Source organism: Rossellomorea sp. LJF3, from assembly GCF_037046045.1.
Classification (GTDB): Bacteria; Bacillota; Bacilli; order Bacillales; family Bacillaceae_B; genus Rossellomorea.
Window position 1 is genome coordinate 368,992 of sequence record NZ_JBANLY010000001.1, and the last position, 21,631, is coordinate 390,622.

At 42.1% G+C, this 21,631-nt stretch carries 20 protein-coding genes; 10 read left to right on the top strand and 10 right to left on the bottom strand.

The annotated features are described in order from the left end of the window. Positions 1–119 precede the first annotated feature (119 nt). Genes V8G47_RS01915 through V8G47_RS01925 form a run of 3 tightly spaced genes read left to right on the top strand, consistent with a single transcriptional unit; the run spans position 120 to position 3,877 of the window. Positions 120–1,616 (top strand): spore germination protein, encoded by a 1,497-nt coding sequence (locus tag V8G47_RS01915; protein WP_406687983.1) that lies wholly within the window; start codon positions 120–122, stop codon positions 1,614–1,616. Positions 1,617–1,628: 12 nt separating this feature from the next. Beyond that, the gene (locus V8G47_RS01920; protein WP_336198609.1) at positions 1,629–2,741 is read left to right on the top strand and encodes a GerAB/ArcD/ProY family transporter; all 1,113 of its coding nucleotides are present in this window, start codon (positions 1,629–1,631) and stop codon (positions 2,739–2,741) included. Continuing rightward, positions 2,738–3,877, top strand: a complete 1,140-nt coding sequence (locus V8G47_RS01925; RefSeq protein ID WP_336198610.1) for a Ger(x)C family spore germination protein — start codon at positions 2,738–2,740, stop codon at positions 3,875–3,877. Before V8G47_RS01920 ends, V8G47_RS01925 begins: the two co-directional genes overlap by 4 nt. A 34-nt stretch (positions 3,878–3,911) precedes the next feature. Here the strand turns inward: V8G47_RS01925 and V8G47_RS01930 are convergent, their stop codons facing one another. After that, positions 3,912–4,259 carry a DUF1033 family protein gene (locus V8G47_RS01930; RefSeq protein WP_336198611.1) on the bottom strand — a complete coding sequence of 116 codons (348 nt, stop codon included), beginning with the start codon at positions 4,257–4,259 and terminating at the stop codon, positions 3,912–3,914. Between the two features lie 162 nt (positions 4,260–4,421). Between V8G47_RS01930 and V8G47_RS01935 the strand changes: the two genes are divergently transcribed. The 3 genes from V8G47_RS01935 (at position 4,422) to yidC (ending at position 6,172) form a co-directional block, all read left to right on the top strand. Further along, positions 4,422–4,877: a cupredoxin domain-containing protein gene (locus V8G47_RS01935; protein WP_224519809.1), complete on the top strand. Its 456-nt coding sequence runs from the start codon at positions 4,422–4,424 to the stop codon at positions 4,875–4,877. A gap of 219 nt (positions 4,878–5,096) precedes the next feature. Further along, positions 5,097–5,378 (top strand): hypothetical protein, encoded by a 282-nt coding sequence (locus V8G47_RS01940; RefSeq protein ID WP_261750714.1) that lies wholly within the window; start codon positions 5,097–5,099, stop codon positions 5,376–5,378. Positions 5,379–5,410: 32 nt separating this feature from the next. Further along, entirely contained in the window at positions 5,411–6,172 is a 762-nt protein-coding gene (gene yidC / locus V8G47_RS01945; protein ID WP_336198612.1) for a membrane protein insertase YidC, read from the top strand. A gap of 43 nt (positions 6,173–6,215) precedes the next feature. Here the strand turns inward: yidC and V8G47_RS01950 are convergent, their stop codons facing one another. Next, positions 6,216–7,391, bottom strand: a complete 1,176-nt coding sequence (locus V8G47_RS01950; RefSeq protein ID WP_336198613.1) for a D-alanyl-D-alanine carboxypeptidase family protein — start codon at positions 7,389–7,391, stop codon at positions 6,216–6,218. A gap of 259 nt (positions 7,392–7,650) precedes the next feature. Between V8G47_RS01950 and V8G47_RS01955 the strand changes: the two genes are divergently transcribed. The 3 genes from V8G47_RS01955 to V8G47_RS01965 all read left to right on the top strand — a co-directional run bounded on the left by V8G47_RS01955 (position 7,651) and on the right by V8G47_RS01965 (position 11,016). Beyond that, positions 7,651–8,280 carry a 5-bromo-4-chloroindolyl phosphate hydrolysis family protein gene (locus tag V8G47_RS01955; protein ID WP_336198614.1) on the top strand — a complete coding sequence of 210 codons (630 nt, stop codon included), beginning with the start codon at positions 7,651–7,653 and terminating at the stop codon, positions 8,278–8,280. Between the two features lie 14 nt (positions 8,281–8,294). Beyond that, complete coding sequence (locus V8G47_RS01960; protein WP_061809901.1) at positions 8,295–9,437, top strand: toxic anion resistance protein; 1,143 nt, start codon at positions 8,295–8,297, stop codon at positions 9,435–9,437. Positions 9,438–9,720: 283 nt separating this feature from the next. Next, positions 9,721–11,016, top strand: coding sequence for an aldehyde dehydrogenase (locus V8G47_RS01965; protein WP_336198615.1), 1,296 nt, complete (start codon positions 9,721–9,723; stop codon positions 11,014–11,016). 165 nt (positions 11,017–11,181) lie between these two features. On the opposite strand, the gene V8G47_RS01970 is transcribed toward V8G47_RS01965, so the two are convergent. The 5 genes from V8G47_RS01970 to V8G47_RS01990 all read right to left on the bottom strand — a co-directional run bounded on the left by V8G47_RS01970 (position 11,182) and on the right by V8G47_RS01990 (position 17,505). Continuing rightward, a complete protein-coding gene (locus V8G47_RS01970) occupies positions 11,182–12,756 on the bottom strand; it encodes a cation:proton antiporter (RefSeq protein WP_336198616.1) in 1,575 nt (524 codons plus the stop codon). Between the two features lie 567 nt (positions 12,757–13,323). Next, positions 13,324–15,243 (bottom strand): vWA domain-containing protein, encoded by a 1,920-nt coding sequence (locus tag V8G47_RS01975; RefSeq protein WP_336198617.1) that lies wholly within the window; start codon positions 15,241–15,243, stop codon positions 13,324–13,326. Between the two features lie 10 nt (positions 15,244–15,253). Continuing rightward, on the bottom strand, positions 15,254–16,135 hold the full coding sequence (locus tag V8G47_RS01980) for an ATP-binding protein (RefSeq protein ID WP_336198618.1): 882 nt from the start codon (positions 16,133–16,135) through the stop codon (positions 15,254–15,256). 132 nt (positions 16,136–16,267) lie between these two features. Then, the gene (locus V8G47_RS01985; RefSeq protein ID WP_336198619.1) at positions 16,268–17,173 is read right to left on the bottom strand and encodes a GNAT family N-acetyltransferase; all 906 of its coding nucleotides are present in this window, start codon (positions 17,171–17,173) and stop codon (positions 16,268–16,270) included. A gap of 128 nt (positions 17,174–17,301) precedes the next feature. After that, the gene (locus tag V8G47_RS01990; protein WP_336198621.1) at positions 17,302–17,505 is read right to left on the bottom strand and encodes a DUF6501 family protein; all 204 of its coding nucleotides are present in this window, start codon (positions 17,503–17,505) and stop codon (positions 17,302–17,304) included. Positions 17,506–17,713: 208 nt separating this feature from the next. On the opposite strand from V8G47_RS01990, the gene V8G47_RS01995 reads away from it, so the two are divergent. Continuing rightward, positions 17,714–18,043 carry a hypothetical protein gene (locus tag V8G47_RS01995; protein ID WP_336198622.1) on the top strand — a complete coding sequence of 110 codons (330 nt, stop codon included), beginning with the start codon at positions 17,714–17,716 and terminating at the stop codon, positions 18,041–18,043. 25 nt (positions 18,044–18,068) lie between these two features. Here the strand turns inward: V8G47_RS01995 and V8G47_RS02000 are convergent, their stop codons facing one another. From V8G47_RS02000 to V8G47_RS02010, 3 genes are all read right to left on the bottom strand, one after another. Continuing rightward, positions 18,069–18,695 (bottom strand): DedA family protein, encoded by a 627-nt coding sequence (locus V8G47_RS02000; protein ID WP_336198623.1) that lies wholly within the window; start codon positions 18,693–18,695, stop codon positions 18,069–18,071. 117 nt (positions 18,696–18,812) lie between these two features. Then, positions 18,813–19,715 (bottom strand): gamma-glutamylcyclotransferase, encoded by a 903-nt coding sequence (locus V8G47_RS02005; RefSeq protein WP_336198624.1) that lies wholly within the window; start codon positions 19,713–19,715, stop codon positions 18,813–18,815. Between the two features lie 165 nt (positions 19,716–19,880). Beyond that, on the bottom strand, positions 19,881–21,515 hold the full coding sequence (locus V8G47_RS02010; RefSeq protein WP_336198723.1) for an AMP-binding protein: 1,635 nt from the start codon (positions 21,513–21,515) through the stop codon (positions 19,881–19,883). Positions 21,516–21,631 lie beyond the last annotated feature (116 nt).

Here is a 21,631-nt window from a genome sequence, read left to right on the forward strand (position 1 = left end):
TATGTACATCACATAGAAATTCAATCGGCCCTTTCAATGAGTAAGAAACGGGGACATGGGAAATCTAATCATTAAATTAAGGTTTTAGGGTGTTGAGGTCTGTGTTCAAACGAAGAGAGATGAAGAAGAGTATAGATCAAGGTCCCCCTCACAGCTTTGATATCGAGGACTTCCACAAGGAATTGCTTGCTATGGTGAGCAACAGTGAAGACTTAGTATTCAGGGTCATTACAAAAGGGGATCAAAAAATCGCAGTGGCTTATTTTGACGATCTGATTAACCCCACCTCCATGCAGGATAGCATTGTCAGGCCACTTGAGGAATCCAGCGAAGATCTGAACTATCATCTGATCAAAGATACAATTAATATTGCAAAGCTTACAACCACGAATGCCATTACTGATGTAGTCGATAATCTTGTGAATGGGACCGCTTATATCTTTAAAGAGGGGGATACCCATGGGGTTTTAGCCGATGTGGCAGATAAAGGCACACGGGCACTTGAAAAGGCGGAAACCGAATCATTGGTGTTTGGGCCGAAAATCTCATTCACTGAATCCATAACGAAGAATCTCAATTTAATCCGATCAAATATCAATGATCCTAAATTATGCGTCGAGACCTTTATGGTCGGATCCAGAACGAAAAAAAAGGTGCAAATGGTTTATATAAAGGATATTGCAGAGGAAGAAAACGTCAATACGTTCAGACAACGGATGACAGATATTGAAATTGACAGCATTGTGGATTCTACTGTACTTGCTCAATTGATTGAGGATAATTCTTTCACCTTCTTCCCGCAATTCATTACGACGGAGCTGCCCGACCGGTGCACCATCTCCCTTCTACACGGTAAAATCGCTTTACTCGTGGATCGCAGTCCCACGGCTATAATCGGACCTTCCACGTTCATAAATTTCTTCGAATCCACAGAAGATATTTATATGAGATGGAATATGGGGACCTTTCTCCGTTTCATCCGTTTTGTAGCGATCTTTTTTTCTATTCTTTTGACCCCGGCATATGTAGCCGTCCTAACGTATCATTACGAAGTCATTCCTTCTGCTCTCTTAGTTTCATTGGGCCAATCACGGTCGAATGTGCCTTTCCCCCCTGTCTTCGAAGCCTTGTTATTGGAATTTATCATTGAATTATTAAGGGAAGCCGGAGCCAGGTTGCCAACCAAGGTAGGACAGACGATGGGTATCGTGGGTGGTATTGTCATCGGACAGGCGTCCGTTCAAGCGGGATTCACCAGTAATATCCTGATTATCATCATTGCGATTTCCGCGCTTGGATCCTTTACTGCCCCCAGCTATGCCATCGGGACTGCCGTTCGGATCATACGTTTCCCAATCATCGTCATGGCAGGATTGTACGGCGGAGTCGGAATCATGTTTTGCTTTTGCTTTATCTTGATTCATTTACTGAAGATCACAACATTGGGAAGACCCTATTTATCTCCCATCTATCCATTCAGATTTTCGGATTTGAAATACAGCATATTCCGCATGCCATATCAGTATTTAGTCAAACGTCCCGTATCCAATCATCCCATTGACAAGGGGCGCATCCCGATCAAAAAAGCCAAAATGAAAAAAGACGTCGATGAGTAAAGGGTGATATGTATGGAGATCAATGTGAATCCTAAAGAGCGGCTGATGTTTAATGCGTTTTTACTTATGTTTATTTTACATACAGCCCAAACCGGGGTGGGAATTGCCGGCTTACCAAGGATCATTTACATGGAGGCGAATAGGGATGCCTGGATTTCGGTAATCATTGCAGGCATTCTTGTTTCCTTTGTGTTATTCCTCATGGTTAAAACACTTGAAACCTATGATAGTGCAGATTTATATGGGATTCATATGGACGTATACGGTAAGTGGATCAGTAAAGGAATGAATTTCCTCTATATCCTTTTCTATCTGGGCGTGACCTATGTCATCCTGATGAATTACATCGAGATGGTGCAGGCCTGGATCTTCCCGAGAATGCCGACTTGGCTTTTGATGGGGCTGCTCCTCTTCTTACTTGTTTATGCTGTTCTTGGAGGAATCAGAGTAGTCGTGGGAATTGCGTTCTTAGGTCTGATACTGGCATTTTGGCTATTATTCATGATCTACACCCCGGTTAAATTCATGGACTTCAATCACCTTCTGCCGGTCATGACTTCCTCTCCAAAGGAGCTCATGATGGGTGCTTATAAAACGAGCTTTACCATCATTGGCTTTGACTTGGTGTTATTTGTCTATCCTTATATAAAGGAAAAGAAAAAAGTATTAAAATACGCTCTCATCGGCACCGGATATTCAACCTTTTTATTTACTCTGGTCACCGTTGTAAGCATAGGTTTTTTCTCAGAGGACGCTTTGTTAAAGACAATCTGGCCCGTTCTATCCATGTTCAAGATCTTGAGGATACCAAACCTGGAGCGCTTTGAGTTCATTGCCGTCTCCTTCTGGATGTTAGTCATCCTCCCAAACATATGCCTGTACTTTTGGGTGGCGACCAGGGGGATGAAGAGAGTCTTTCATTTTTCTCAAAAGAAAGCCATCTATCTCTTCGCAGCCACCCTATGGATATTATCACTATTCGTTCATGAACGAATAACGATGAATACCATTACGGATAAGGTGGGTACTGCAAGTTTTTTTCTTTCTTTCATGTATCCCGCTCTCCTGTTTATCCTGGTAAAATTAAAACATATCGGCAACAGGAAAAAAGGTGTAGACCTATGAATAAAGTCTTGTTACTTATTTTGGTCTGTCTCCCTTCTATTTTCTTAAGCAGCTGTGTGGAAACGAAATATTTAGAAAAGCTCGGTCTGATCACGGCCGTCGGCTATGACCAGGCTGAAGATGACAATATCACGGGGACGCTGGTCCTTTATCAATTCAACCCTGCCATGGAGGATGTTGAAAAGGTCCTCTCCACCACGTCTAAAACCAGTAAAGGCATCCGGTTATCACAGAATCTGGAGTCTGATCATAAACTTGTGTCCGGCCAGTTGAGGATCGTCGTATATGGCCGGGAGCTGGCAGCCAGAGGGATTTCCCACCTGGTCGATACGCTTGAAAGGGATTCCGCAATCGGGAATATGGTGTATTTAACGATAGCCGATACGACGGCTGAAGAAGTATTGAGGTATCAGACGGAGGAAAAACCTTCGAACAGGGGGACCTATCTTTACAATTTAGTCAGGCAAAACGTAGAATCAGAGATGATTGTTTCCCCAACCTTGCAGGAATTCATCACTGATTACGGAAGCGTCGGTAAAGACCCCATCCTACCATTATTGACGGCTGCAAATGGAAAAGTCGGGGTAGATGGCTTCGCATTATTCACAAGAGATAGGTTCATTAAGGAAATTAATAAAGACCGGATCTTCTTCATCCGTTCGTTAATGGAAAACTACAACGCAGGGAGTGTAGAGGTAGAATTACCTCTGGAAAAGTTCAAGCCATACCTATCACGCCTTCCTGCAGCTCCCGAAAACAACAAAGTATATATGATGATCGACAGCATCAAATCTTCCCATAAGATCCAGACAGAGAAAAAAGAGCGGGCTTCCTTCAAGGTCGAATTGAATCTTGAGTCACGAATACTCGAAATGACCGAAGAATTGCAGCTGTCTAAACCAAATGCCCTGCACTTGGTTGAAGAGGAAGTGGAGAAATATATTGAAGAAAACATTAGGGATACCCTCCTGATGCTGCAGGAGGAAGGAACAGATCCGATTGGGTTTGGAATGGAGTACAGGAGTGTCAGAGGACACGAGGATTTGACAAGGAAGCAGTGGGACAAACTGTATAAAGAGGCTACCTTTGATGTGAAAGTGAATAGCAAAATCATCCGTACAGGCGTTATCGATTAATAGCGGGAACAGGTCTATCCGATATCGGATAGACCTATTGTTCCATTCTACTGGTGATTTCCGTGACGATCGAGTCATCCTTGATCTCCATCGGTTGATCGTTCTCAAAGATGACCAATCCATAATAGACCTGCAGATCATCATCACAGGCTTCACAAAAATACACCTCTTCCGGATCCCAAAAGGCTATGGAGTGAAATTTCTTCGTCTTTGCCTTTGGATAACGTTCACTGAATCGTTTCAATTCCATTAGAAAGGTTTCAACGGCTTCTTCCCTGCTATCAAACGTCCAATCGCTTCTGATATCCTTTTCCCAGCCTTCAAAGAACCACCATGGCTCTGCATCACTTTTCGTCGTTATAACTCTCCATCTAGTATTCAATGCTTCACCCTCCTTGCTGCCATGTCCAAATTGTACATAAAATGGACAGGAAAGAAAAATATTTAACTTATCCCTCCTATAAAATTATTGACAAGTTCCCTGCCGTACAAGCATAGGTTTAATAGAAAAGTACTATGCTTTCTGACCGAGGAGGGAAATCATATGAATTTCATTGTTTTGAAGAAAGGTTCCATCATTGCCATACTGGTGACAATCCTGGTGATTACAGTCGGTACGATTTGGTCTCTATCTTCGAAAAACTCATACCCGACAGTGTCGCTATCCGAGAAAACGGGAGAAAAACAAGTCATTCAGCTTGTAACCGGAGAATTCAAATCGAAGACTGCCGACGGCAAGGAAATCGAAGCATATCGGTGGGACCCCGGGACGATTGTGGTGGAAAAAGGCAAAGAGGTGGAACTGCGCATTTACGGAGTGAACGGCATGGAACACCCATTTTACATCGAGGGCACGGATATTAAAGGGACTGTAAAAAAAGGGAAAGAAACCGTTGTAGATGTAACGTTCTCAAAGGAAGGAACGTACAGGCTTATTTGTGAAATGCATGAAACCATCGAGAATAACGGTCCGATGATTGCGTATATCGTTGTCGATTAGCGTAATATCACTGAAATGAGAGGTCTCTAAAGTGATTTGTCACTTAGAGACCTTTTAACTTGCTCTCAAATACATTTTTTCAATGAAACCAATCGTTCACAAAATCGTATAAACAATTACCATGGATTCTATCCGGGTTTCGCAGTATACTGTAAATGTGATAAAATGTTCTTTCATCTATTATGGATGCAACTAGAATAGTAAAAGGAGTCTTCTCCATTGACATACATTATTGTACAAGACTTATTGGATTTTTACTTAAGTCCTTTGCATGTCAGTATCGTATTTTTATTCATATTGGCATTGATCTGGGATCGGTGTCCATCACCATTCCATCTCTATACACAATACTATGATAAAAAACTGGAAGGAAACAACCTCATTGTCAGACAGGTTGCGGAAAATGAAGCCTTACCTGTCAGGGTCTGGTTTACAACCTGTATGAAGTTTCAATTCTATCATACTGATAATGATGAAGAATCCTCTTCTGTATTTATGTAAAAGAAAAGCATATATACAGAGGAGGAAAAACATTGAAAAAAATTTCATTCATTTTCGTTTTACTTTTATTAACATTGACCGGATGCCAGTCTGCTACCACTGAAGGGGCATTCTTTCATGATTATCTTGTCAATCCATTTTCATTTCTCATCCATGAAATAGGAACCTTCCTTGGCGGGAATTTCGGCGTGGCCATTATTGTGATCACCCTCCTTATTCGTCTTATTCTTCTGCCTTTTATGCTTAAAACGTATAAGAATCAACAGGATATGAAAGGGAAAATGGCGTTGATAAAGCCCGAGATGTCTGCGATCCAAAAGAAGATCAAAGAAACGAAGGATAAAGAAGAGCAGAAGAAGCTTCAGCAGGAATTGATGATGCTCTATCAAAAAAACGGTGTAAATCCTCTCAATATGGGATGTTTGCCTTTATTGATCCAAACGCCCATCCTGATTGGACTTTATTATGCGATCCGTTCATCTTCAGAGATTGCCAGTCACTCTTTCCTATGGTTCAACCTGGGACAACCGGACCATATCATGGCGATTATTGCCGGGGTTGTGTACTTGCTCCAATCACGCGTTTCCTTGATGAATATCCCTGCAGAGCAGCAGGCACAGATGAAAATAATGGGGCTTCTGTCCCCGGTCATGATCTTCATCTTTTCACTGAACGCACCGGCTGCCCTTCCATTGTATTGGACGGTCGGAGGCGCATTCCTCATCTTGCAGACCCTGATCGGCAAGACCCTTTACCATCAGCAGCCAGCATTAGAAAAACAGGAAAGTCAATAACAAAAGGGAGCCTGCAGGCTCCCTTTTGTTCTATATTCCACTCTTACTTAGTGAAAGAGCCTGGCCGAAACACGGACACCCCTGCAATGAATAGAAGGGCCAGGTAAATCATAAGCGGGTAAAATAAAAGCTGACCGCTCCACTCCTTCCCGAAAAACAGCCCCTTATGCTCACTCGAAGCAACTGCTTCGGTGTGCGTTACGGGTGTTCCCTCCACCGGTGTCAAATTGGTTGACAACATTTCTTCATGATCCTGGTTATAAAGGGTCAACTCCCCACTTGCTTCAAGCTTCTGTATGATCTTCCCGTTAACAGGCTGTGTAAATGGAATGTCCTTTTTCAAATCATAAGAAGTACCGTTCAATTGAAAGACGGTCTCCTTAGGGATATAATTCCTTTCAAACTGATTCAACCCATAATCAAGCAATTTCCTCGTATCTGAATAAATGGCTCTTTTGGACTGTGCCTTCATCGTGACGACCACGATGGAAAGATTATCATTTTCCGCTGACGTCACCAGGGTGTGACGGGATTCGTCTATAAACCCATTCTTACCTCCCGTCACTTCAGGATAGGGGATTTCCCCCTTCACCATCTTGTGATGATTAAAAAGCGTGGTATTCCACCCTTCAGCCTTCCAGTCCAGGGAGTCTATATCAAATAGCTTCCTAAATTGTTCATTCTGTAACGCGTAGCTTGTGATTTTAGCCATATCATAGGCGGTTGTATAATGATTTTTCCCATAAAGTCCATGAGGATTTTCAAAATGTGTATCCCGGACCCCCACTTCCTCCTTAAGAAAGAGATTCAATTTATCGACAAACTTTTTCACAGAACCTTCTGTATGTTCAGCGATGGCAACGGCTGCATCATTCCCGGAGTTCACCATCAGTCCTTGAAGCAGCTGCTCCATGCTCAATGTTTCACCGGCAGCTAAATAAACAGTGGAACCCTCGGTACGGCTTGCCTTCTCGCTGATTTGCACCAGGTCACCGAGATCGCTATGCTGAATCGCATAAATCGCTGTGGCAATTTTTGTAATACTTGCAGGGTTCATTCGTTTGGTACCATTTTTAGAGTACAGGATACTCCCGGTTTTAGAATCTATTATAATAGCCGAGTCACTATAAATATGTCCTGGTTTTTTCACTGCATTTTGTTGAGCTGAAACACTTGGGGTAATGAAGCAAAGTAAGATCAGCACAATAACCTTTTTCATATATCCACACACCTGTCTTGTCATTGGTCTCACTTACCCATTCTACCAAAAATGGATTTCCTATAATCACTCCATTAAAAAATGTTATGAAATTGAAAGAATGATGCTAATTCCTTACATATTCCCCCGATTTTTCTTCCATCACTGATACTTTATTTCCATTTTCCCTCCGTTTCCACTAAAATGAGAGTATGAATATGAAACCTTTTACACAATGAACCGTAAGTAAGATAAGCATCTTTATTAAGGGGTAGATAAAATGAACACATTTCTGCAATTTTTATTAAGATCGGTCATCTCTTTCAGTGTCGGGACCAGCAGTTTTATCGCTTACTTACTCCTCTTTGACATGGGATTCCCGCTTACACTCTTATCAGGTGTAGGTACCGGAGTACTCTTTTACATGATCATAAAGGCTCTTCAAAAAAAATGGTGGTTGAATAAAAATGGTCTTTCCGGACAGGAGTTTCGATATATAAACAGAAATTTAAAGGAAGCGAAAGAAAAGGTGAAACGGCTGCAACGTCAGCAGTTAAGGGTAAGATCGCTTGGAGCTTTTAAGCAAATCCTTGAAATCAACCGATTAAGCCGAAGAATTTATCAACTTGTAAGAAAAGAACCCAAGAGATTTTTTTCAGCTGAGTCCTTCTTCTTCTACCATTTAGATTCTGTCGTGGAAATTACCGAGAAGTATACGTTCCTGGCTTCCCAGCCTGGTAAAAATAAAGAAACCTTCCTGTCTCTCCAGCAAACCCGTACGACACTGGACGATTTAACAGGTTCCTTGGAAAATGATTTACAGAAAGTGTTGGCAGATGACATGGATCACCTGCAATTTGAACTGAATTTCGCCAATCAGCATTTATCGCACAAAAAAGATCTCAAATAAATGTCGGAGGTTTTATGATGGAACAACGAAATGAACAATCAGAACTGGATTTATTGCTTTCAAACCCGTTCGGGGAAGAAATGCCTGCGGTGAACGAACAAACCAAGTCTCCCCTTTTACTTGACCGATTGCCTAAAGAACAGCAGGAAAAAGCCAAACAACTAGCAGCACAAATCGACTACAAGGACTATGAAGCCATTCTAAAATATGGAACAGCGGCCCAGACCCAACTGTCGACATTCTCACATTCGATGTTGGATCATGTTCAAAAACGGGATATCGGACCGATCGGTGACGTGTTAGGCGATTTAATGAAAAAGCTCGAGCAAATGAATCCCGATGAGCTTAATACTAAACAAAAAGGCGTATTTAAAAAGCTTTTTCGAAAAGTTTCATCCTCTTTACAGGAAGTGCTTTCTAAATACCAGAAAATCGGATCTCAGATTGATCGGATTTCAGTCAGACTCGAGCATTCGAAAAAGACCCTGCTCGATGATAACCGATTATTGGAAACCTTATATGAAAAAAATAAAGACTATTTTCAAGCCCTTAATATGTATATTGCGGCTGCTGAAATCAAACGGGAAGAAATCCAGCACAATCTCCTCCCCTCTTTGCGTAAGAAAGCAGAAGAAACCGATGATGAGCTGATCTACCAGGAAGTCAATGATACCATGCAGTTCCTTGATCGATTGGATAAACGAATCCATGATTTAAAGCTGAGCAGACAAATGACGATTCAGTCCGCCCCTCAAATCCGTTTGATACAAAATACAAATCAGGCATTGGCAGAAAAGATACAGGCTTCTGTCCTTACAGCGATTCCTCTTTGGAAGAATCAAATCGCCATCGCCCTGACCCTTCTGAATCAACAGAAGGCTGTAGCCGCTCAAAAGCAGGTATCACGCACGACTAACGAGCTGCTATTAAAAAATTCCGAGATGCTCAAAACAAACAGCATCGAGACCGCTAAAGAAAACGAACGGGGAATCATAGATATCGACACCCTCAAGAAAACCCAGGAAAACCTGATCTCCACCATTGAAGAAACCTTGGCCATCCAGGCGGAAGGCAGACAAAAGCGACAACAGGCCGAACAGGAAATGGTCACAATGGAAAATGATTTGAAACAAAAACTCATCGAAATCAGAAAGTAACCAAATTAATAAATATGAGCACTGGCCATTCCTGCGAATCTTTCGTGGAAATGGCCTTTCATTTTATTCCTGCATAATATACTCCCTCATTCGAGTACTGAATCATATATCTTGCATATCCGATTTGATTATACTATCATTCTCCACATGCAAATAATTGATACCTCAATAAATTGCACACAATTTTATTGAAACACAAGAAATAGTTCCCAAGAGTATCTGCGGTACAAAACGGGAAAAGCATAAGTGTTACCTTTCATCCAAAAGAAGAGGAGTTTTTATCATGGAAAACTATCAAGAACTTATCAATAAACAGAAATCATTCTTTCGTTCAGGTACTACAAAGGATACCAGTTTCAGGGTAGAAGCTTTGACTAAGTTAAAGAATCTTATCCAAACGCATGAACATGACATAATAAAAGCTGTAAAGAATGATTTGAATAAGCCTGAAATAGAAGCTAAACGGGCAGAAATCGGCCTTGTCCTTGGTGAGATCGACTTCACTTTAGAGAATCTAACAAGATGGGCATCACCTGAGGAAGTTCAAACACCGGATACACATCGAGGGGCAAAGAGCTTTATTTATCCAGAGCCCTATGGATCGATCCTTGTCATAGCTCCATGGAACTATCCATTCCAACTAGCAGTGGCACCCCTTGTTGGAGCGATCGCTGCCGGCAATACCGCTGTCCTGAAACCATCGGAATTGACCCCGAACACTTCAAGCCTGCTTGCAAGCATGATCAATGACCACTTCCAGGAAGAGCATCTCCATGTCGTCGAAGGAGAAGTCGAAACAAGCACTGCATTGCTCCAGGAAAATTTCGATTACATTTTCTTCACGGGAAGCACTGGTGTCGGGAAAATCGTCGCAGAAGCTGCAGCCAAGCATTTAACACCCGTGACGCTTGAACTTGGTGGTAAAAGTCCTACGATTGTACATTCAGATGCGGACATTGATGAAGCGGCGAAACGAATTGCAAGAGGGAAATTTGCGAATGCAGGTCAAACATGTGTCGCTCCGGATTATGTTCTCGTCCATCGTGAAGTAAAGAACGAGCTGGTGGAAAAACTGAAAGAAGCCATCTATGCCAGTTACGGGGACGATATCATTCATAACCCAGACTTTGGCCACATTGTTAGCACAAGGCATTTTGATCGCCTGAAAAGCTTTCTGGGCAATGGAAGCATGGTTACCGGTGGAGCCTCAGACCGTGAAAATCTCGTCATTGAACCGACGATTCTTGATTCGATTTCATGGGAAGATCCGATCATGCAGGATGAAATTTTCGGACCGATCCTCCCGATCATTGAATATGAAGACACTTCTGAAGTGATTGATCAAATTGTGAAGCGTCCGAAGCCGTTGGCACTTTATCTTTTCTGTGAAAATGAAACGCTTCAGGATGAAATATTGACGAATATCTCATTTGGAGGCGGCGCGATCAATGATACAATCAACCACATGACATCTCACTATCTTCCTTTCGGTGGGGTTGGAGCCAGCGGAATGGGTGCGTATCACGGTAAAGCAAGTTTCGATACATTCTCCCATTTCAAGAGCATCTTGAAACGCTAGAATGTAAAAAGATCATGTTACCTTCACCCTTGTGATTTACCTTGGTAAGACAGGACTTCATTCTTTCGATGGCTAAAACAAGACCATGGGCTCTTCATATATGAGAGCCCATGGTCTTTTACTACTGATGCCGGGAAACGCACCTCTTCATTCAAATTAATTACTTTATTTCTCCTCGTTATGCACAATGCTATCCATGATGCTGTCATATTCATTCTCCGCAATGGCACTGCTGATGATTTCTTCTTTTTCGAGTTTTGCAACCGCCTCATACTCTGCATACATCGCGTGTTTTCTAAGTGTAGAGAGCTGTTTTTCTTTTAATACCGGGTTGCGTTCAAATAAGTCATCCAATTGTGCTTTCAGCATATCAATTCTTTTTTCGTATGTATCAATGAGCTCCTTCGAAATTGGGTCAGTGATATAGAGCTTTTGTTTCACACGATGAATCTCTGATATCGCCATTTCATAACGATGAAGCTGACTAAGTAATTTCTCGAATTCCTGATTCCCTTCCTCTTTCGGCTTAATGCCCAATACATTGATTAACGGTTTGATGGTCAGTCCCTGGACAACCAGGCTGAATAAGACGACACTAAAGCCGAGGATCAACACGTCCTCCCTGCCTGGGAAGTCCCGTGGAAGACTCAGTACAAGAGCAATCGAGAGAGATCCTTTCAACCCTCCCCAATTCAATATGTGCTTCCACATATGCGGGAAGTTCCCGATAAGGGACAAGCTTGTATAAACAGCTATACTCCTTGCCACTAATACGATAAGTATGGCTGCGAGAATATATGGCCACTTCTCAAGGAGGTCGATCCTAGTTATCTCAAGGCCCACCATTAGGAATACCAGAGAATTCGCAAGTAATGCTGCAACATCCCAAAAACTGTTGATATTCAACTTGGTAGTGGGACTCATTCCGATCTTCCCGCCGAAATTTCCGAAGATCAGGGCTGCAATGACCACGGCGATGACCCCTGAAGCATGTACATTTTCCGCCAGTAGGAAGGAACCGTAAAATAGGATGACACTAAAAATGATCTCAAGGGGATAATCATCGTAGTACTTCGTTAAAATCGAAAAGGCATACCCCAGGGAACCACCGATGATCAGTCCCAATGAGACCACCCTGATGAACTCCCACAATCCGCTCCCAAGGCCCGCCCATCCAGCATCGATATATGACACAAGATAAAAGGCGGATATATTGAATAAAACAACAGCTAAACCATCATTGAATAAGCTTTCACCTTCAATCACAACGGCCAATCTCTTCTTAACGCCCACACTCTTGAAAATGCTTAATACACTGACAGGATCTGTTGCACTCATCAGGGCTCCAAAAACAAAAGCTGCCTGAATAGAGAAATCAAAGAAATAGTACGCTGAAAAACCGACGATTAAAAATGAAATCAACGTTCCACCGAAAGCCAAAGCGATGATCGGTTCTTTATTGGCCCTTAGATGGGAATAGGGAAGCTTCAATGCAGCTTCTCCCAAAAGAGCAGGTAAAAACAAGGTGATAATGACGAAATTAAAGACTTCACCTTCTGTAATAAAAGCCTTAAGCGGCTCCAATACGGGTATATTGAATAACCCGATCAGCGCACCGACAATTACGAGGGCAATCGGATAGGGCTGCTTGAATTTCTTGGATATCGCCGTTATACCAGCTGCAATCATGACTAATATAAGACCTAGTTCGAAAATATGATGCATATCCAGCTCTTCCATATATGTCCCTTCCTCCCTTGTACACTATTATCATTTCCCTTTTATGTATATTTACTAACCTACCCGTTTGTTTAAGAAAGACTCAACTTTCTTTAGTATACAGAAATTTCCTTGGAGATTATAATCCATTCCATATCTTTGAGTCCTTAAAACCAGGATGTGGGGTATCAAGGAAGAGTTAAGAAAAGAGACTAGTACAAAAGTGTTTAATAAAAAGAAAATCCGAACAATCATCGAAATTCACTTTTGAAATTCGAAATCGTTCGGATTTATCATTTAGCTATTTACGTAAATACTGTTGCTTTTGGATGAAGTGAGTAGTGGTTGATTTCCGCTCCAGTTGCTCGCTTTCCGCGGGGCTGGCGGTGAGCCTCCTCGGCTGCGCCTGCGGGGTCTCACCTGTCCAGCTATTCCCGCAGGAGCGTCAGTGACGAGGAGGCTTGCCTTCCGCCCGAGGAAAGCGAAGTCTTGCACGGAAATCAATAGCGGTGTAAGAAGTGATCCTTAATTTTTTTGATGGTTCGTCAGTAGAGGCAATGGATTTATGCCCCAACCTCTTTTAAACATTTATATACTCTTGTACAAGAGCTTTCTGAGTAAAGGGAATAATACTTCCGGGAGTTCTTCCACATCTGAAACAAGGATGCTGTAATTCCCGTAAATATTCTGGATGGTTTTTCTTTGGGCCTCATCGATTTCACCGTTTGATAAAAAAACATTGATGACTTCGATTCCCTTTTTCCTTGCATCCAGAACGGCTTCGTGAGTATCCACAATTCCATTCTGTTCGTACTCCATGGCTGCAGGCTCACCATCTGAAAAAACAAGGAGGAATTTTTGTTTTTCATTCCGCATCAGAATTCTTTCTGTCATCAGGCGAATGGCAAAACCATCACGATTGTCCTCTTCCGGCTGAAGCTGCATGATTTCAGAACCACTGCCTGGTTTCAGTGAGGTATAGAAATTGAGCACAGGGTTTAAGTAATTCGGTTGACTGGTCTTGGTCGCACGATTCGTATCTTCCCAGAAGCCGACGACTTCATGTGGTACCCTGACTGATTTTAACGATTCATGAAACAACGTGATACCAAGCTTCGTCTGATCCATTTTATCATACATGGAGCCTGAGCAATCGACCAGTAGAGAAAACACTGCATCTATCTCTGAAGAAGGATTCTGCTTTTTATAAAAAAGTCTTGGATTATCATCTGTTATGAACCGTAATAACTTGTTATTCAATCTGCCGAAATGCAGATCGCTGCGCGGCTGTATACGCTTATGTTCCAGTGTTTTCTCAATCATCTTCTGAAGCTTTTTTTGAAATGGAGCAATCAATCCTTTGTTCTGACTATACGCTAGTTTTTCTTCAGAAGTGGGAACAGAGGGGGTAAGAAAGTGAGGTACTGCGAAGCGATTGTCCTTTCCATACTCACTTTCTCCCCCTCCAGACTCTTCCCTCTCCTGCTCCTCGGCTTTCACATTATGGTACTGCTCCCGTTCTGTCTCCTGCTTAGAGCCTTGAACCATTGCTAAAGCCTGATCAGCATCGTCTCCTTCACGGACACCTTCTCCCATGAGGTCGGATTGCGAACCTTGATCCAGATCGAACTGCAGGAAGGATTCCCCTTTGTCACTTGTTTCCCTGTGCCATGTACGGAATTCTTCATCCAGGATCTCTTCTTCCCCTGTGCTTTCTTCTTCCAGTACATCATCATTCTCCAGGGGGTCTTTCCTTTTTAAATCGTCAAAGGTTTCACCGGACGTTTCTTCTATCTCATAGACGTCCTCAGGCAAATGAAAGTATTCATTCAACATATCTTTTTGAACAATTTCATCCACAACCTCAACAATCTCCAAAGCTACCTTCACAACATCCTTCGTCTGACGGGTCTCATAAAATCGGGTAATCTGGCCATGAATAAACGGCATGGCCAGGTCAATATCCTCATTTATCTTCACCGGTTGTTCCAACGGGGATTGGGCGTGAAGAAGGAGGTAAATCGAATTGAACAGAGCATCTGTAAACACGCTTTTCGTCAAATTCACTTTAAGCTGGGCTTCAAAGTGCTGGCGGTATAATGTTCTTCTCGTGTCAAATGATTTCTTTGTGCCCGGTCGTCTGGATTTGCAAATTTCCTCCAATCGTATCTCTTCCCCGATGACAAACAATTGCTTTGCAAATCGTGGGACCGAAGTAGTTTTTACTTTTTCAATGTAATTTATCACATCTTCTATCACCGTTTCATGGAGGTTACCGATGGTCCTCAGGTAGATATCACTTTTCAACCCATGGACTTCGTCATCTCTTTTTCGATGATCCCAGAAATGACTGACATAGACCGCTTCCTCTTTATAGTCTAAATAAGAAAACGGACCATACTTCAGGTTCATATCTCCATTCTTCGACAGTGTCTTTGTAAGATCCGCCATTTCCATCACTAAAAATGAATCAATATTTTCATCATTAAATTGAATAAATCGATGCATTACAAATCCCTCATTCAAATAAGGTTTCTGCTATATTCAGAATAGCCGCTTTCTCACGTTCATCTTCAAGCTTATCAACAATTCCCCTCTGTATCGCACGCTTGGCAGGTAGATACAGAGCCAAGTCACAGGCATCAAGGAGGGCACGTATCGATGCTGCTTCCTCTGAAATTTGTCCATTTTTCACCTGGATCAATAAATCCGAAGACAAATTTACAAATTGGCCGATGAGCTTGTCATCCGTAAGCTTACTTTGACTTTCAATGACACTCTTCAGCGTTTCCCCTTCAATATAAGGTACGTCTATGACAACAAATCGATTTTTAAGGGCCTCATTTAACGGAACCGTACCTACGTACCCTTCATTGATAGCGGCTACAACACCAAATGAGGGGGCAGCTTTCACGACTTCACCTGTAAATGGATTCGTAATACTTCTTCGATAGTCCAATACACCGTTTAAAATCGGCAATGTTTCAGGTTTAGCCATATTGATTTCGTCAATATAGAGCAGGTGACCATTTTTCATTGCTTGAATCACAGGTCCTTCAATGAAATCGATGGTATTTTTACCATCCCTTTCACTGATCGTTTTATATCCTAATAATGCTTCTGCATCGAGATCAACCGAGCAGTTGATACTGTGCATCGGTTGAGAGAATATCGATGATAATGTATCGGACAGCTTTGTTTTTCCTGACCCCGTTGGTCCTTTAAGGAGAAGATTTTTCCCCAGGGAAAGGGAGATGATGCTGTCCTCGATGATATAATCCTCACTTGCCGTATATCCCCCTTCCCCGATCAATGAGTGGTGCTCACTACCAGCGAATGCTTGTTTTCTTTCATTTATTATACGGGTGACCGATTCCGGTAGTTCTCTTTCCAAATTCATGCTTTGACATCCTTTCCAATTCACATACTAGTCATTCTACATGCAATAGCGCTTACACTGCAAAGGGTCTGCACAATTTTATTATTTCGGCAGATCAAGAAAAAAACACCCTTTTCCGGGTGTGGTAAGCTTTTATATGTTCAGATCATATCTGGTGAATCCCCTATAGACATACATGCCGGCTTTTTGATAGACAATAGTGGCATCGGTGTAGCTATCGCTGTCTACGGATAGTGCTGCTTTTTTCATTCCGCGTTCTTTCAGCTTGTGAAACGCGTAATGAAGTAAATGATGGGCAAGTCCCCTCCGACGCAAGTTTCTATGGATACCCAGATGAGAGACCTCCCCCATCCTGGTCTCATCATTGACAGAACAAAGGATAAACCCTATGAGATTGTCTCCTTCTTTCAATAGATACCAAAGTGTAGGATCGAAAGAAGGGCGAAGAAAACGCTTCTTGAATTCTTCCAATTCAGTGGGGTGATAATCAAAATGATCCGAAAAAACCTCTTCAAACAATTCATGAAGACAGTGAGCTTCAGTATCGGGATTGAAACTTGAAATTTGATAAGAAGAAGGAATGGAGGTAGTCGTCAAATCTTCAAGGTCCTTCTTCATCTGAAACCAGAAGCGGGTTGCCGTAAATCCACATTGTTCGAGCGTCTTCTTCTCTACTTCGAGATTTGCAGATAAGATGATCGTTTTGTTTTCACCTTTCATTATTTTTCCGGTTCTAGCGGATGATACTAATTCTTTTACCATCTCCTTAATATAGTGATTCATATGTTCATTTGGGTTAGCAAGGATTAAAGAGGGCAGGCGATGATCTTTTTCAGTCAAAATGGAGAGGGCAGCTAATTCCCCATTATGCCAAAGACCTATGCGATCCGTTTCAGGAATCGATTCCACCATCTCATGTATCTCTTCTTCGCTGGTTTGCCTTTCTCCAAATGCCTTCAGCTCATAGTTCATAAATAGTTCTTTCAGTGATGACATGTCCTGTAGAGTAACCACCCGTTTACTAAATGATTGCTGCATTTGTCTCTCCCCATCCATCCCAATTTTCAAGCACGTTGAACAATGCATTACTAATAAGAAGATTACGAATAAATTAACATTAAAAAAGCTGATTTCTTCCGTATAGGAAAAAATCAGCTGGGAGATGTTTAGACCTCTTCGAAATATTCTTTGTAGAATCCTCCCATTTTGCCACTTTCATCTATAACGAAGTAGTATTCTTCTGATTCGTTTTTCACTTCATATTCTTTTCCAACTGTAAGGACATCTGCAACCGTGTATTTCTTCGCGTCCGTATGTACACATTTAATCTTTTTATTCGAATGATTCTCCGTCCAAGTTTTATGGATCAAGTCGATAACCTCCTTTTCAATGGAACTATGCTACTAGTATATTCTTACAGGCGCATTAGTTCAACTACTATCTAAACCAGATTTCGGCTCAACCGATATCAGACGCCCGTTATATAGTTTCTTGTCGATTTTTTATGGATTTTGACACACCAAACAATTATAATATGGTATATTATAGGAGATAACATATGGGAGAGGTTCGATATTCGTGAAAAAAGGATTAATCAGAATAGGGATGATTATCTCCATCCTTCTACTATATTATATGAGCACGCACCGGCCGAACGAAGAACAGTTTTACTCTTGGCTATTAAATGAATACGAAATCGAATGTCACGCTTCAATAACCTGCACCAAAAAAATGGAGGATAATTCCTATACAACCCTGATTGAAACCGGATCAAATATTAAGAATGGGTACTTGCTGTTTAACACGATCGGCAAGATCTATGAGGATAAGAACGGTTCCAGAACCACGGTTAAAGCGATAGGGATATTCGGAAAGTATTTCACGATCATGATAGATGAACAAGGCTGATGGGAATACCTCCATCAGTCTTTTATTATTTCCGATACCTAACCTTTTTCCACTTTGTTGTATTGTTGCTTTTTTTCACAGTGAAGAAGAGTCCGTAAATAATCAGTGTGACCAATAGGATGCCAAAAATGATCCCCGCTTTTACGCTCACTTCCTCTAACAGCACCTGAAAGCTCTTAGGGAAGTACCGGCCAATCTGAAAATAGACGAGTCCCCATACGAAAGCCGATGGAAGGGCATATAGAAGATACTTCATGAAGGAAATCCCTCTTGTTGTACCTGCTATATATGGCATGAATAACCGGACTCCCGGTATAAAATAGCTGAATGAAATCGCCAATGGACCATATTTATTCAGCCAAACTTCTCCACTTTCAATGAGCTTTTTGGATTTGTTTCCATTTCTCATGCGGGATGTTAACTTAGTGCCAAAATACCTTCCATTCATGAAGGCAAAGATTCCATAGGAGATCAATCCACTATACATAAAGAAAAAAGAGGTGTACGGATTAAAATGTCTCCATTCAGAAAGATAACCGGCTAACGCGGCAGCCAGTTCATTTGGTACCGGTAACCCCACAAACACGACCCAACTAAATAGGAACATGGCAATGTATCCGAATTGATCAACCAAATGAAGTAAATAGTCCATCACACACCTCTTTTCACACAATGCAATTTGTGTCTCTCCCGGGACCCACCTGGTCACTTATTAATACCCTATCTGAATAAGACGAAAACCATTCCTGATTCGTGAAGCGTCGGTACCTTAACTTAACTTAAGGAGGTTCTCCACTTGATCTTTCGTCATGCCTATTTCCATTAACTGTTTTTGTAGTTTTTCGTGATAAGACTGACTTACATGTGGCCGGCTCCCCCTCAGGATTTCCCTCGCGTAATGATCGGGGGGACATGTTTCATCATATTTCATCTTAACAATAAAGGTCAGTACATCCTTATAAGGTTTGCCGTTTATCAGTATGTCAATGAAAGCCGCCCTGTACCAACCCGGGGTGACCCCCTCCCTTGTAAACAGGTACTCTACAGCCTCTTTGGGGATATCATATACTACCCCTTCCATCGTTCCTCCATCTTCAATGATATCTCCACGACCTCCATCATCTACCTGAAAGAGATACTTCATTGTATATCCTTCCAACACACCCGCTCCAAGGCAATCCTTGAAATGATGATCCACCTTGGCTTTTTTAAATCGATCATCATCCATACAGGATCCGTATGCGAAATATAGTGTTCTTTCGGGTTTTCCCTTAAGAAATTGATGGACCTTCCAATCTCCTGAAGGAATCTCTTCTTGAAATAATGCTTTATCTTCGGAATAATAGACAAATGCTTCCCGGGTTCCGGTGTCTGTTTCCACTTTCTTAAGCTTGCGGATAAACAGGTTCTCTTCACGATCTTCCAGGAAATCCTCAAGCTCATCGATCTTCAATAATATGTCAGAGTCGATCTTATATAATTCGCCATAGGCAGTTCCATTGCCTTCTTTCAGGGCGGGATAGCCTTTATTCGTTTCATATAGAAGTCCTTCTACCCAGGCTTGTTCCCGGACCAATAAAGCATCCTCTAATAAGGAATGATTACTTTCATGTCTTCTTAACGTACCATAGACAAAAACGTACACCATGTTACCCCTTTCTCTTGTTAACATAACTTTATTACAGTTAATCATTCAAACTAGCTTTCTTATATTTTATCAAATGAGCTTTGAAATTTCAGTATTCTCTGCTTTCATTATACGAATAATATAAAAAAAGGACATATCCACCATTACGATAGAGATGCCCTTTAAGGGGAAACGCTTTCAATTTTTCATTTACTTTTTGGGGACGGCGGTTTGCTTCGCCTGCTCCCTTAATCGGAATTTTTGGATTTTCCCGGAAGCCGTCATTGGGTAAGAATCAGTAAATTCGATATATCTTGGGATTTTGTGCCGTGAAATCTTACCGGTGCAATACTCCCTGATCTCTTCAGAGGTCGCGGTTTGTCCTTCCTTCAATATGATCCAGGCCATGACCTCTTCACCATAAACCTCATCCGGGATTCCGATGACCTGTACATCCAACACCTTAGGATGGGAATAGAGGAACTCTTCAATCTCTCTCGGATAAATATTCTCACCACCTCGAATGATCATATCTTTTAATCTACCTGTAATCCTGCAATAACCATGTTCATCCATGACGGCTAAATCACCCGTATGAAGCCATCCTTCATCGTCAATGGCAAGCCTTGTCGCCTCTTCATTCTTATAGTACCCTTTCATGACATGGTATCCACGGGTACACAATTCTCCCTGGACTCCATATGGGATTTCCCGATTTGAACCGGGCTCTACAATTTTCACTTCGACGTTCGGCAGGGATTTCCCAACGGTTTCGACCTTTAATTCAATCGGATCATGGGTACGTGTCTGGGTGATCACGGGGGATGACTCTGTCTGACCGTAGGCGATCGTAATCTCATCTGCTCCCATTTTGTCCATGACCCCTTTCATCACTTCAATCGGACAGTTACTGCCTGCCATGATGCCGGTGCGAAGATGGGATAGGTCATATTGATCGAAATCCGGGAGGTTCAACTCGGAAATGAACATGGTAGGCACTCCATGAAGGCCTGTACACTTTTCATCCTGGACCGTCTTCAAGACTTGACGGGGATCGAATTCCTGTAGCGGGACCATTGTGGCCCCTACGGAAACACAAGCGAGTACCCCGAGCACGCATCCGAAGCAATGAAAGAATGGAACTGGAATGCATAAACGATCTTCATTTCCGAGTCTCATGCATCCGGCGATATTATACCCGTTATTTACGATATTGGAGTGAGTGAGCATGACCCCCTTCGGAAACCCTGTCGTCCCTGACGTATATTGCATATTGATGACATCATGAGGGGATAGGCTGGAAAGTCTTTCGTCAAGCTCATGATCTTCCACTTCCTTCCCTTTCTCCATGATGTCTTCCCAGCTGTATGTACCCGGATAGGAATTCTCCCCTAGAACAATCACATTTTTCAAGAAAGGTAGTTTTGCACTTTTTAACTCCCCAGGCTCGGAAGATTTCAATTCCGGACAGATCTCATAGAGCATGTCTATATATGAAGCACCTCTGAATTCTTCCATCAATATAATCGTCTGACTGTCAGATTGTCTTAGTAAATATTCTAATTCAGCACTTCGATAATTTGTGTTCACTGTGACCAGTACGGCACCCATTTTCCCGGTGGAAAACTGGCTCACTAACCATTCAGGTGTGTTAGATGCCCAGATGGCGATATGATCCCCTTTATTAATGCCAAGATTCATGAAGCCCTTTGCAGCCTGTCTGCACAACTGGTTAAATTCGTGATAGGACCATCTTAAACCCCTGTCAGCATAGACAACCGCTTCAATGTCCGGCTGAATGCGTGCTTTTTCTTCGAGAAGATCTCCTACTGTAGTGTGTAAAATCTCCGACAAATGATTTTCCCCCTTTATTATGACCCTGTATAGATCGGAACCTTCCACCAGCGATTCAAGAGGTGAAATTTCAGTTCCTTATGCGTGTATATTATCACAAAAATTTA